The sequence below is a fragment of the Haloarcula sp. KBTZ06 genome (assembly GCF_048595605.1).
GTDB lineage: Archaea > Halobacteriota > Halobacteria > Halobacteriales > Haloarculaceae > Haloarcula > Haloarcula hispanica.
The window spans coordinates 177,792-191,604 of the sequence record NZ_CP184340.1; the positions used below are offsets into that span (position 1 = coordinate 177,792).

Sequence of the window (13,813 nt, forward strand, 5' to 3'; positions counted from 1 at the left end):
TGGTATCCTCTCACTTTTGTTGGATCGTAAACGTCTCCAGCAGCTGTCGTCGGAACAGCACTAGCAGTGCCAGCGGCGGCAACAGGGTCAGTATCGACCCGGTCATCACCATCGACCAGGCCACTTCGCCGGTGCTGGCCTGTCCGCGAAGCAGGCTCAGCCCGACCTGTGCGACCTGCAGGCTCTCGGCGTTGATGATCACCAGCGGCCAGAGATACTGGTTCCATGTGTAGACGAACATGATCACCGAGACGCCCACGAGGACGGCACGGGACATCGGGACCAGGACCGACCACAGAAACCGCAGCGGACCGACACCGTCGACCTTTGCCGTCTCGACGAGCGAGGCCGGAATCGACAGGAAATGCTGGCGCAGTATAAAGACGGTCGTCGCGCTGGCCAAGTATGGGACCGTGATAGCGAAGATCGTGTTACCCATGCCAAGCTCCGTCGTCAAGCGATACAGTGGCACAAACCTGACCGGGACCGGGAGCAAGAGCGTAAAGAGAATAAACAGGAACACGGCGTTCTTGTACGGGAACCTGTAGTAGACGATCACCAGCGCGGCCAGCAGCGACACGATCAGCTTTCCGACGACGACGGCGACAGACATCACGAACGAGTTGAGCATGTACCGCCAGAATTCGAGGCCAATGAGAGCACGCCGGTAGTTCGACAGCGCGTGGCCACCGGGTGCCAGATCGCCGATAGAGGTGACGATTCCGGCCCGCTTCGTGGAGACGAGGGCCGCGATCACCACTGGCAGTACGATCAGGAACGCGACGGTAGCCGCAAGCACATGCAGCGTGAGCTGCTCAGTCTCGAATCGCCGGATGCGCTCGCTAGTCATTCGTCCCGCAGTACGGGAGCGCTCAGCGGCAGTAGTCAACGCAGTGAGGAGTGACCCGAGCATGTTAGCCTCCGTAGTAGGCGTACCTGTCGCTCAGCCGGAACTGGCCGTACATCAACAGCCCGACAGCGACGAACAGCACCACGGACTTCGCCGAGGCGAACCCGAACTCGTAGAACTGGAAGGCGGTCCGATAGAGGTCGTAGATGAGAATGTTCGTCGCACCGGCGGGACCGCCCTTGGTCATGAGATCGACCATCGCGAACGTACCGAAGAAGCCGTAGATCGTGTTCATGATCACCAGGAACACGAGCGTCGGCGAGATGATCGGGACGTACACGCGGAGCAGTCGTTGCGTTCGGGAGACGCCGTCGAGTTCGGCCGTCTCAGTCAGCGACTCGGGGACGTTGCCGAGTGCGGCTGTCATGAAGATAACGTTGTACCCGACCTGCTTCCACACCGCTGCGATCAACACGACGACGAACGCCTGTGGACCGTTGCTGAACCAGTTGACATCGATGCCGAGAGCCTCGATGTAGCTCGTGAAGATGCCGATGTTCGGGTGTGCGATGAACAGGAACACCAGCCCAGCGACTGCCGGCGGCAGCGCGTACGGCCAGATGACCGCCACCAAGTACAGTCCCTTCCCGACTTCGATCTCGTGGATAAGGAAGGAGACACACAGGGCAACGGCCATCACGCCGACGACGACGCACGTAGCGAACAGGACCGATAGCAGGACGCTCCGGAGGTACTCTGTGGAGCCGGCTAACCGCCTGTAGTTCTCCAGTCCGACGAACACGTCACCCCGGGCGAGTGAGGCCTGGTAAAAGCTCAGCCCTATCGCACGGACCGTCGGGTAATAGAGGAACAACAGCGACACGACCATCGTCGGTAACAGCAACACACCGGCCTGCAGGCGGTCTGTGAATACTTCGTGGGTGGACATTAGCTGTAGTATCGGTCTAGTTCGTCTTCGACGGCCGATTTCAGCTCGGAGAGCCCCTCGTCGACGCCGACCTCGCCGCTGAACAGCTCGACCGACATATCCTGAATTGTTGTCTGGACCTGCCGAGCCGGGCCGATGAGCATCCGTTTTGTCGCCGGCGTGTTCTCGGCCTGTGTCAACTGGTCAAACGCGGTTCGGTACATCGGGTTCTCCGCAAACCAGCCGTCGTTTTCGAGTTGCTCGACAGCGGTCTGTCGGATCGGGTAGTAACCAGTCCCCTTGTGCCAGGTGATCTGTGACTCCGGTCGACCCATGAATTCGAGGAAGCTGCCGATGTCGTCCTGGCGGTCCTGTGGCAGTCCGGAGGGGACGAACCACGAAGCCCCGCCGATAACTGGCCCGGTCCGGTCGCCGTCAATCGTCGGATAGAACGCGTTGTCGACCTCGAACCCGTTCTCCTCCGCGCCGGAGCGGATACCAGTGACCGATGCCGTCGAGGTCATCAACATGGCGGCTTGTCCGGTGAGGAACGTGGACGTTGCTTCCCCCCAAGCCTCTATCCCGGGGTTGCTGAACAGGCCGTTGTCTGCCATCTCGTGCCACCATTCGTACAGTGACCGGGCCGTGGCGTTGTCCGTTTGCATCGTCGTCGGCTGACCGGCGTGGCCGTTCTCGGCGTCGAGTAGCGTCTGGCCGTCGACGGAATAAAAGTGCTCGACGAACCAGACATGGTTCGGCCATGTGAGGCCGGCGTCGGTGACGCCTTCGTCGACGAGCGTCTGCGAGTAACTTCGGACTTCCTCAAGCGTGGTCGGCGGACTGTCCGGGTCGAGTCCGGCTTCCTCGAACGCCGACCGGTTGTAATAGAGGATGGCGTTGGAGTTGTTGAACGGCATCGACGTAAGCGTCCCATCGATGGTGAAAAACGAGGTCACGTTCGACAGGAAGTCATCGACCGGGTAGTCGTCGGAGAGCAAGTTCTCGACGGGCTCGACCGCGTCCGTGTCGAGGACCTGCTGTGCGAACAGACTGTCGATCTGGAAGACATCGGGGACCTCGCCGGAGTCAAGTGCGCTCAGTGTGTTCGTCAGTACCCCCTCGTAGGAGTCCTGAAAGACCAGGTTCGCGTCGATGTCCGTCTCGGACTGGAACTGGTCGACCAGCCCCTGCAGCGTCTCACCGTTGGTACCACCCATGGCATGCCAGATGGTGAGGCTGTCTTCGTCGACCGGCCGGACACTGGCACCGCTGCTACTGCTACATCCGGCTAGCCCCACGGTCCCCACCGTGAGTGCAGCCCCCGATGTTTTCAGAACCGACCGCCGCGATACATGGTCGTACCCGCCACCACTTTGAACCATACCCTTTGCCAGCAAGGCATGAAAAATGAATGATTATAATTGCTCTCTATAGCAGACAGTACGCGTATATGGGCGTCATAACCGAACGATAGACGTAGCAAGTGAGCGGCTGGCTCCCGAGTCTCCGTGCGTTTGGAGGCTCCCCAGTCACGCCGGAGTGAACACGTTCGAAGCGTGCTTCGAAATGGCAAATGTATTATCTTTTTACTCACAGGCGACTGATTCGGCGTATGCTGAACCAGCCGTTAATTGTCTTATCCGCTTACCGGGTGGTGTGACACTGTTCGACGGAACTACACTCAACGAGTTGTCGTTAGACAACCGAGTTGGCCTCGCGCCGATGACACGGGTGAGCGCCACCGACGACGGCCGTGCGACGGCGGAGATGGCACAGTACTATCAGCGGTTCGCCGACGGTGGGTTCTCTTTTCTTATTACAGAGGGGACCTATCCAGACAACGCATACAGCCAGGGGTATCTGAACCAGCCAGGTCTGGCGACCGACGCACAGGCAGCGGCCTGGCAACAGGTTACCGAGGCGGTCCACGACGCTGGTGTCCCGATTTTCGCCCAGTTGATGCACGCCGGCGCACAGAGCCAGGGGAATCCACATATCGACGGGGAACAGACCATCGCCCCATCGGCGGTGCAACCGGACGGACAAAAGGCCGAAGCCTACGGCGGGAGCGGTGACTTCCCTACGCCGAAAGCAGCCACGGTCGACGAGCTAGCCGACATCCGTGACGGGTTCGTTACCTCGGCACAGAACGCCATCGAAGCGGGGTTCGACGGTGTCGAGATCCACGGTGCGAACGGGTATCTGCTTCACGAGTTCCTCTCGGGAGAGTTCAATCAGCGTGATGACGAGTACGGTGGTGTGCCTGCGAACCGGGTGCGCTATCCCCAAGAGGTTGTCGCTGCGGTCGTCGAGGCGACACCCCCCGATTTCGTCGTTGGTATTCGTGTCTCGCAGTCGACCGCCCTTGACGAGGACCACCTGTGGCCCGAAGGCGAGGACGCCGCAGCGGTGTTCTTCGAGGAACTGTCGACGGCCGGTGCCGACTACATCCACGTCACCGAACCCGATGCGACCACGCCGGCGTTTGGCGACGACGGACCGACGCTGGCCGAGGCCGCGGCTACCTACGCAGCAGATGAGACAGTCATCATCGACAACGGCGGGCTCGGAGCGCCTGACGCGGCACGCGAGAAGGTCGATGCCGGTGCCGACCTGGTAACGTTGGCGACGAGCGCACTCGCCAATCCGGACTGGCCTGAGAAGGTCTCAAAGGGTGAAGAACTGACTGCATTCGACCCTGCTGAGTTCCTCGCTCCGTCCGCAGAACTCTCGGAGCATGAACTGCAGACAAGCGGTGCCTCGGCCGACGACTGAAGCAGTTTGGACACCAGATACCGCGACGCGAAAGACGGTCCGAACGCCGATTCGAGGGGTGAGTTAGATCGGGGACGAGCGACCCCGACGGCACCTGCGATGCTATGTGCGTAGTTCGACGGGGCCAATATTTCAACTATCTAGAAAATGGGAATGACTAACTAGGCTCGCAGACATGTGGGAGGTACAGATGCCAGAGCCAGTCATCGCGTCGGTCGGTGCCTCGCCGCTCGGCCGCACAGACCTCCCGGGCCGTGACCTGTTCTCGGTCGCGCTTGCGGAGGCCTTCGACGACCTGCCCGACCCTGCCGACATCGTCGAGGCGGTGTACGTCGGCAACCAGTCGGAGACCTACGAACACCAGATTATGCAGGGGACGCTGCTGGCCGAGTGGGCCGGCCTCCGACACGTCCCCGCCGAGCGAGTCGAAGGGTGTGCCGCCGCGGGCGCGCTCGCGCTACGACACGCGGTCAAGGACGTCCGTAACGGCGAACACGAGGCCGTGCTCGCGTGCGGCGTCGAGAAGATGACGTCCGCGGGCACCAGCGGTGCGACGGACGCGCTCTCGGCGGCGTTCGACCGCGCCATCGAGCAGCGTTCCGGCATCACCGCCCCCAGCCAGTACGCACTGCTCGGCCAGCGGTACCTCCACGAGACCGACGCCACGGAGCGAGACCTTGCCGAGATCGCAGTGAAGAACCACGCCAACGCCGCTCGCAATCCCCGGGCACAGTTCCCGAAAGAAATCGACGTGGCGACCGTGCTAGAATCGGACCCCGTCGCCCCGCCGCTGAAGCTCTACGACTGCGCGCCCGTCGGGGACGGTGCCGCCGCCGTCCTCGTGACGACCGCCGAAATGGCGGCCGACCTCGACCAGCCGCAGGTGCGCGTCGCGGGCAGCGGGGCCTCCGCGAACAACATCGCGGTCGCGGAGCGGGACATGACCGACATCGCGGGCGCTCGCATTGCCGCCGAGACGGCCTACGAGGAAGCGGGTATCGACGCCAAATCCGTCGACATCGCGGAGGTTCACGACGCATTCACCGTCTGCGAGGCGCTGCTCGCGGAGGCCGCCGGCTTCGCTCCCGCGGGAACGGGCTATCAGAGCTACCAGCCGCCAGCGGAGCGGGCTGACGGCTGGACCGACGTGCAGTTGAGCCCGAGCGGCGGCCTGAAGGCCCGCGGTCACCCCATCGGTGCGACCGGGCTCTTGCAGGCGCTCGAAGCCTACGAACAGCTCACGGGGGCCGCGGGCGACCGGGCAGTCGAGGATGCCGAGACAGCCCTGTTGCTCAACGAGGGGGGCGTCGCGGACGCGGTTACCGTTGGCCATGTGCTTACGACGGCGGAGGCACCATGACTGACGGCGGCCTTGATGCAACCGACCCGCGGACGCTGCCGGGCTTCTTCGACGCGCTCGCCGATGGCGAACTCCTGGGCGGGGTCTGTACGGACTGTGGACAGGTCCTGTTGCCGCCGCGACCGGCCTGCTACGCCTGTGGCAGTCGCGACGTCGACGTCGAACCGCAGTCACCCGAGGGCCAGATCTTCTCGTACACGGCAGTCCACACGCCGCCGCCGGCGTTCGAAGCGGACGCGCCCTACACGGTCGCCGTGGTGGAACTCGCGGACGGTGGCCGCTTGCTTGGCCGCGTTGCCGCCGACTACGCCGACGTCACCATCGGTGACCCGGTCGAACTCACGGTGCGGGAGCCGACGGCCACAGAGCGTGAGGTCGCGCTCGACTACGAGAGCGACTGGCCGGTCCACGTCTTCGAACCGCGGTGAGGGGCAGGCCGGCTCCACAGCGATTATCGGTGAGTGATCGGGAGCCCAGTCTGGTGCGAGCGAAACTGGAGAGGGGCCGTGAGGTGAAGAGACGCGGGTAATACGCTGAAAATGGATATTGGGCGCTGCCGGGAGTGTCTATTCGTGCCGGCGGTTCTCAGTCGCAACTGTGGCGAAATCACAGGAAAAGCTCAACAGCGAACGCAATCGCCGCCAGAAATAGCCAGAACCCGAGAACAAGTATGGCAAACCACTTTCGACCATTCCCCGACAAACTCGGCGTTTCTGAGGGATAATACGGAGCTAATGGATTATTTGGCTGTGGTTTTTTGTCGGGCATAATGGACAATGCAGCTTCAAGTCATATTACAGTTCTGGATTCAGTCAATCCGTACGCTTACCGAGCGGTTGTCTTACTCTCGCTCATGAATAAAGTCTACTCCGGGTATCGTCTGTCGGCGTAAGTTTGGGCCGTATGGTTCACCGCTGTGTTGAGTCGATAGACGCCTCAGCCGACTCTCCGCCTCGACTGGAAGTTGTGGATGGCCTGCCCCAGCAACTGTAACAAGAATGGGTCCACACCCCCACCCCACTGGTTCCGCTGTTAGGGAATAAATAGACGGCACCACCCCCATGGGAGGGGGTGCTTTGCTATTTTGTGATAACGTCCTACGGTTGTGGTTTATTACTGAGACACTTGAAGTTATTTACTAGCTCTAGAGATATTCAGGCCGCGATCTGGATAGGTCACCACCAAATTTCGGTCCTAACAGCGGAACCAGTGGGGTGGGGGTAGGGGTCGAAGAAGAGGTATCCCAAGATACTCGACCTGTTCAGGGTGGAGAAACAGCGTGGTCCCACAGCGTATACCCCTTTCCATCGAGCTAACAGCGGAAGTAGTGGGGTGGGTGTGTCGCTCTACAGCTACAATCCCGCGAAATCCTGCTGTCTAACCACTCGCAGTTACTCGATCCCGTTCCTCGACCAGGGAACTTCTCGGCTACCGCGCTAACAGCGGAAGCGGTGGGGTGGGGGAGTAGGAGGGTCGCTATCCCATTTCTCATCTAACAGCGGAAGTAGTGGGGTGGGGGAGTAGGAGGATTGCTATCCCATTTCCCATCTAACAGCGGAAGCGGTGGGGTGGGGGAGTGGTCAGTCAGGTGTTCCCCTCTCATCTAACAGCGGAAGTGGCGGGGTCAATCATTTATATACCCAACCGAACAGCGGAAGCAGCGGAACCAAAGGTTAAGACACTCCGTGTTGCAACTACACACAAATGAGCGATATTACGTTTTCGCCCACCTCCACAATATTCGAACAACGCGAGGCACTACTCGAAGAGTGGACTCCTGAGGAGCTCGTCGGACGTGACGAGGAGCTCCAGAAGTATCACGCTGCTCTCCAGCCAGTCATCAACAACGAAACCCCGTCGAACATCTTCCTGTACGGGAAAAGCGGTGTCGGGAAGACTGCTGCCACCCGATACCTCCTCTCCGCCCTGGAACGCGATGCAGCAGATGTCGACGGACTGGACCTCAGTACGGTCGAAGTCAACTGCGATGGACTCAATTCGAGCTATCAGGCCGCGGTCGCAATCGTCAACACACTTCGTGATCCGGCGAATCAAATCTCCAACACCGGATATCCACAGGCTTCAGTGTATCAATTCCTCTTCGACGCACTCGATGACCTGGGCGGAACGGTACTCATCGTTCTCGACGAAGTCGATCACATCGAAGACGATTCGCTGCTGTACAAACTTCCTCGCGCCAGATCGAACGGTGACATCTCCGAAGCGAAACTGGGCGTCATCGGTATCTCGAACGATCTCGATTTCCGCAACCAACTGTCCTCGAAAGTCCGGTCGAGTCTCTGTGAAAAGGAAGTGTCTTTCTCGGCGTACAACGCCAACGAGCTTCAGCTCGTTCTGAAACAGCGTGAGGCTGTCGCGTTTCAGGACGATGTCCTCGATGACGGCGTCATCGAAATGTGTGCTGCGTACGGCGCGAAAGACTCCGGGGACGCCCGCCAGGCTCTGGACCTCCTCCTTGAGGCCGGAGACCTCGCTCGGGAGTACGACGATGAACTCGTAACGGAACATCACGTACGCGAAGCCCGGCAGCGGCTACAGACCGATCAGGTCGTTGAAGGTATCCGTAACTACTCCGATCACGGCCAACTCGTTCTCTATGCGCTCACCGGGCTCGCCGAAGACGATGACACGCCAGCCCGGACACGAGACATCCTGGGTGCGTATCAGGAGTTAGCCCGTGATGAGGGTCTGGACCCGGTTTCAGAGCGCTCGGTCCGTGACTATCTCGGTGAGCTCACACAACTCGGAATTGTGTCCTCAGCGGAGTACAACCGGGGGAAAGGCGGTGGAAAGTACAAGGAATTCGAGCTAGAGCAATCCATCAGCTCGATCAAAACAGGGCTGTCAGAACTCCTGAAAAAAAGCCCGTAACCCCACCGCTTCCGCTGTTAGCCACCCCACTGGTTCCGCTGTTAGACGGAGAGCAGACATAGACAATCTCTCCGACGGAATTCCGGACCGCGAGCGACAAGCCATTGCGATCCAATGAATGCGGGGCCTGTTCGATACCGATGACGTGCTCTGACTGTCGTCAACGATGAGCGGAGCGTCCCGAAGTCAAGGCTGAACGGCATCGTCCCGACGTGTTTTATCGAACCGCTGCTTACGATGCGTATGCGCGAACTCGTTTTCGCTCTCGACTACGAGCCGGGCTGCAACAGGGTTGCAGACGCTCTCGCCGAACACCCCAACGCCCGTGTCCGCTCGCTCTCGCTGCACGCCACTGCTGACCGTCTCTGGCGCGTCGACCACGCTACCGGAACTCCCGAGGCGCTCGACGCCATCGAAGACGCCTTTCTCACCAGCGACTACTACGCCGACTGTCTCGCCACCGAGGACTGCGGAGCCACCCAGACCACTCGCGTCCTCGACCGCGCCGACGACACGCTTGTCCTCTACTCCGACTGGGAACGCACCCCCGCCTGTGCTTCGGTTCCCCACATCGCCCGCGATCACCTCGGAGAGGGCGTACTGTTCGAGACGCGCCACGAGGGGCATCACTATACGTGGCGACTCATTCACTCCGGCGAGGGTAACGTGGCCGCGTTCTTCGACGACCTCGCGGCGGCCGTCGGGGAAAGTGCCCAGATGGAGATACTCCGCACTGCGGACACGACGGCGTCGATGCGAGAATCCGACGGGACACAGGGTGCCCTATCGCCGGAGCAAGAGGCCGCACTCCGGGCCGCTGTCGAGCACGGTTACTACGAGTCACCCCGAGAGGTCGACGTCGGCGAGTTAGCCGAGCACCTCGACGTCCCCCGGTCGACGCTCACCTACCGACTGCGTCGGGCTGAGGAACAGCTGGCGAAGCAGTACGTCGCGGGCAGCCGAGTGGGCGAGGAGTCCTCGGTATCACGTTGACCCATCGGGTTGGAATATTCCAATAAAGCCTTATCGAACTCACGCGCCTATCATGAAGTGATGACAGAGAATCCGGATTCGACGGGGCAGGCAAGTGGGGGCGGTCAGCAACAGGAGTTGACTGTCCGCCTCACAGTCCCCGAAATGGATTGCCCCTCCTGTGCCCAGAAAGTCGACAAAAGTCTCCAGCGTGTCGACGGCGTTGTCGACACCACGCTCCAGCCGACCACCGGTACAGCCAGTGTCACGTACGATTCTGAACGTACTAGCGAGGCAGATGTAGTCAAGGCGATTGAAGCCGCTGGTTACGAAGTCGTTGGCGGCTCGGACTCCGACGCCGATGAACGGGTGGAGTCGGGCGACAGCGTCGACATCGCGCCGCCGTCGGAGGTCTGGACGAGTCCCCGCGCGAAGAAGACGTGGGTCGGCGCGGCGCTGGTCACGTTCGGTCTCCTCTTCGAGTTTCTCCTGACAGCACAGAATATCGCGGTGGCAAGTGTTCTCGGCTATCCACTGGCCGTTGCCGACGTGCTGTTCCTGGGGGCCGTCGCCGCCAGCGGCGCCCCTGTCGTCCGCAGCGGCTACTACTCGGCGAAGAATCTGAGCCTCGACATCGACCTGCTGATGGGGACGGCTATCATCGCCGCGACCGGTATCGGCTACTTCGTCGAGGCCGCGACGCTGGCTGTCCTGTTCAGCATCGCCGAGCTGCTCGAAGACTACGCGATGGACAGGGCACGGGACTCCCTGCGCGAGCTGATGGAGCTATCACCGGACGAGGCGACTGTCATGCGCGATGGCGAGGAAGTGACGGTGCCCGCCGACGAGGTGGAGATCGGCGAGACCGTGGTCGTCCGCCCCGGCGACAAAATCCCGCTCGACGGGACGGTCGTCGAGGGCGAGAGCGCGGTCGACCAGTCACCGATTACCGGCGAGAGTGTTCCCGTGGATAAGTCCGCCGGCGACGAAGTGTACGCCGGCGCTATCAACGAAGAGGGGTACCTCGAAGTGGAAGTCACGTCGACGTCGGGCGACTCGACGCTCTCGCGCATCATCGAAATGGTACAGGGCGCACAGGCGAAAAAGACCGACACCGAGCAGTTCGTCGACCGGTTCTCGGGGTACTACACGCCGGTCGTCGTCGTGCTGGCGATTCTGACCGCCGCCATTCCGCCACTGGTCATCGCCGACCCAGTGTCAGTGAGCGTGGCCGGGTACGGCGTCACGTTCGCTGGCGACTGGCAGACGTGGTTCATCCGCGGGCTCACGCTGCTGGTGATTGCCTGCCCCTGTGCCTTCGTCATCTCGACGCCCGTCTCGGTGGTCTCGGGCATCACCAGCGCCGCGAAGAACGGCGTCCTCATCAAGGGCGGTAACTACCTCGAAGCGATGGGCGGGGTCGACGCCGTCGCCGTCGACAAGACGGGCACGCTCACGAAGGGCGAACTCGCCGTCACCGACGTCGTCCCTGCCGGCGACACGGATGCGGCGACGCTCCTCAGTCACGCCGCCGGACTGGAGCGGCGCAGCGAGCATCCGATCGCCACGGCGATCCTCGCCCGTGCAAACGAGGAGGGTGTGGACGACCGCCCCGACCTGACGGGCTTCGAGAGCCTCACCGGGAAGGGTATCCGCGGGGAGATCGACGGCGAGACGTACTACGCGGGCAAGCCCGCGCTCTTCGAGGAACTGGGCTTCGATCTCTCGCGGGCCCGCCGCGACCCAGACGGTGTCCCCGGGAGCGGAGCGACCGGAGCCTCGTCAGCGCATCGGTCTGACGGTGGCATCGTGCCGGAAGAAACGGCTGCGTCCGACGACGGGGCGTTCGCCGAGGATGCACTCGCCGCACTGGAGCGGGAGGGCAAGACGGTCGTTATCGTCGGAACGGAGTCGAAGCTGCTGGGTGCCATCGCCATCGCCGACGAGGTACGCCCCGCCTCGAAGCAGGCTGTCCAGCGCTTACAGGAGCTGGGTGTCGAGCACGTCGTGATGCTGACCGGCGACAACGAGGGTACCGCCCGTGCTATCGCCGACGCGGTCGGCGTCGACGAGTACCGCGCCGAACTCCTGCCGGACGAGAAGGTCGATGCAGTCGAGGGGTTGCAGGCGGAGTACGGCGAGGTGGCGATGGTCGGCGACGGGATCAACGACGCGCCCGCGCTCGCCACCGCGGAAGTCGGTATCGCGATGGGCGCTGCCGGCACCGACACCGCGCTGGAAACGGCGGACATCGCACTAATGGGCGACGATATCGGGAAGCTCCCCTACCTGTACGAGCTGTCACACACCGCCAACGGCGTGATCCGGCAGAACATCTGGGTGAGCCTCGGCGCGAAGTTCCTGCTCGCACTGGGTGTCCCACTAGGGCTGGTTAGTGTCGCGCTCGCGGTCGTGGTCGGCGACATGGGGATGAGCCTCGGCGTCACCGGAAACGCGATGCGGCTGTCGCGAATCGAGCCGGACCGGTAATCTGACCGTCTGCCAGCCCATCACTGCGTTACAGGCTATTCTGCGGGCTTCTCGGTACCACGTTCGCGGGCAATCCTTCCGCGGCTTCCGGACGCGTTTTGTCGGGAGCGATGTTGTTTCGATGCCGCAGCGGGTTAGAGGACGACGACAGCAAGTCCGGCGGCGGCGACGATTCCAAGAGCGACCGTCACTCGCCGGCCCAGTTCGACCGTCCCCAGTAGCCACGCGAGTCCGGCTTTCGTGAGCGTATTCGCGATAGCGCCGATGACGATGCCGGTAGTCGCTACTTCGGGCGAGATCTCACCGTCCGCTTCGAGCGCGCTCAGCGTAAGCGTGATGGCGTCGACGTCAGCGAGCCCCGAGAGGAACGCAGTCGCATAGATACCCGAGTCGCCGAACCAGGTATTCGCGGACTGGGACACGAGGAGCACGATTGCGAAAACAGCGCCGAAAAACAGTGCCGGTCGGAGACGAAACGGGTTCTTGAGATCGGTCTCGACCGCGGACTCTGTCGTCGATTGCCAGTAGACGATGCCGGCGATACCCACGCCGACACCAGTCATTACTCCGAGCGGAACGACGACGCGAGGGAGTAAGGCCGGGTTGACGACGGCGACCTCGACGAGTGCGCGCGGGAACATGACGATCGACGCGACGACAATCGAGAACGAGCCGATCTTGTAGAGCTCTGGAGTTTCACTGATCCGCTCGGCCATCGAGACCGTCGTCGCGGTCGAAGAGACGAACCCGCCGAGGATTCCCGTGAGGGCGATCCCCCGCTTGGCTCCGAGAAACCGGCTCAAGATGTAGGCAGCGAAGCTCAGGCCGGTGACAAAGCCGACCATCAGCCAGATGAACCGCGGATTGAGGCCGTATAGGACATCGAGTTCACGATCAGGCAGGATCGGCAGCACGACCACCACGACGAGGATGAATTTGAGCGAGGCACGGCGTTCCCGCTCGTCGATCTGGTCGACGAAACTGTGGATCGTGGGTTTCGCCGACATGAGGACAGTGACACTCCCGCCGAGAATGATCGCGAACAGCATCCCGCGTTCGGAGGACACTGCCAACGCACCCAGAAGGACAGTGAGCAAGGCAGCGGTCACCGTCGTGAGTCCGATATCCCCTTCAGTCAGCACTTTCCCGGCATACGCGACGGTCAGGGGGACTGCAATAGCGAGGACTGTGACAGGTAAGAGGGCCGGAAAGAACGCCTGGGCGGTTGCACCGACGAGGGCAAACAGCGGAAACGTCCGGCTGCCAGCGAACGTGCCCCCAGATTTCGCCTGTTCCCGTTCCAGTCCGATGAGAGCACCAATACCGAATGCAACGAGGAGACGAAGGAGGAGCGAATCGATGATCGCGACCATTCTCTAGGGGTTCATGCCTCCAAGTTGTCAAACTTCGGGTGTGAGAGCCGGTATCGGTCGTCTGCTGTGGCGACTTCGGAGCCGTGCTCGGTTTTTCCCTGATGACCGGAGAACTGCGCGAGCCATTCCGGATGAGCCGACTACACCTGTGCCGTCACCTGCATTCCGACTCT

The 13,813-nt window shown here is 61.8% G+C and carries 10 protein-coding genes; 6 read left to right on the forward strand and 4 right to left on the reverse strand.

The annotated features are described in order from the left end of the window. Positions 1-10: 10 nt before the first annotated feature. The 3 genes from ACNO8S_RS19190 to ACNO8S_RS19200 are packed head-to-tail and all read right to left on the reverse strand — an operon-like array spanning position 11 to position 2,995. Complete coding sequence (locus ACNO8S_RS19190) at positions 11-913, reverse strand: carbohydrate ABC transporter permease (protein WP_420183124.1); 903 nt, start codon at positions 911-913, stop codon at positions 11-13. 1 nt (position 914) lies between these two features. Further along, positions 915-1,799, reverse strand: a complete 885-nt coding sequence (locus ACNO8S_RS19195; protein ID WP_420183125.1) for a carbohydrate ABC transporter permease — start codon at positions 1,797-1,799, stop codon at positions 915-917. After that, positions 1,799-2,995 (reverse strand): ABC transporter substrate-binding protein, encoded by a 1,197-nt coding sequence (locus ACNO8S_RS19200; RefSeq protein WP_008308325.1) that lies wholly within the window; start codon positions 2,993-2,995, stop codon positions 1,799-1,801. Before ACNO8S_RS19200 ends, ACNO8S_RS19195 begins: the two co-directional genes overlap by 1 nt. Positions 2,996-3,434: 439 nt before the next feature. Between ACNO8S_RS19200 and ACNO8S_RS19205 the strand changes: the two genes are divergently transcribed. The 6 genes from ACNO8S_RS19205 (at position 3,435) to ACNO8S_RS19230 (ending at position 12,267) form a co-directional block, all read left to right on the forward strand. Further along, positions 3,435-4,553, forward strand: coding sequence for an NADH:flavin oxidoreductase (locus tag ACNO8S_RS19205; protein ID WP_420183126.1), 1,119 nt, complete (start codon positions 3,435-3,437; stop codon positions 4,551-4,553). A gap of 190 nt (positions 4,554-4,743) precedes the next feature. After that, on the forward strand, positions 4,744-5,913 hold the full coding sequence (locus tag ACNO8S_RS19210) for a thiolase C-terminal domain-containing protein (RefSeq protein ID WP_151148314.1): 1,170 nt from the start codon (positions 4,744-4,746) through the stop codon (positions 5,911-5,913). Next, complete coding sequence (locus tag ACNO8S_RS19215) at positions 5,910-6,341, forward strand: Zn-ribbon domain-containing OB-fold protein (protein ID WP_050007977.1); 432 nt, start codon at positions 5,910-5,912, stop codon at positions 6,339-6,341. The genes ACNO8S_RS19210 and ACNO8S_RS19215 overlap by 4 nt, the downstream gene beginning before the upstream one ends. 1,276 nt (positions 6,342-7,617) lie before the next feature. After that, positions 7,618-8,805 carry an orc1/cdc6 family replication initiation protein gene (locus ACNO8S_RS19220; protein ID WP_050036536.1) on the forward strand — a complete coding sequence of 396 codons (1,188 nt, stop codon included), beginning with the start codon at positions 7,618-7,620 and terminating at the stop codon, positions 8,803-8,805. 243 nt (positions 8,806-9,048) lie between these two features. After that, on the forward strand, positions 9,049-9,798 hold the full coding sequence (locus tag ACNO8S_RS19225) for a helix-turn-helix domain-containing protein (RefSeq protein WP_014030918.1): 750 nt from the start codon (positions 9,049-9,051) through the stop codon (positions 9,796-9,798). 60 nt (positions 9,799-9,858) lie between these two features. Next, on the forward strand, positions 9,859-12,267 hold the full coding sequence (locus ACNO8S_RS19230; RefSeq protein ID WP_420183007.1) for a heavy metal translocating P-type ATPase: 2,409 nt from the start codon (positions 9,859-9,861) through the stop codon (positions 12,265-12,267). Positions 12,268-12,401: 134 nt separating this feature from the next. Here the strand turns inward: ACNO8S_RS19230 and ACNO8S_RS19235 are convergent, their stop codons facing one another. After that, positions 12,402-13,640, reverse strand: coding sequence for an MgtC/SapB family protein (locus ACNO8S_RS19235; protein WP_420183008.1), 1,239 nt, complete (start codon positions 13,638-13,640; stop codon positions 12,402-12,404). Positions 13,641-13,813 lie beyond the last annotated feature (173 nt).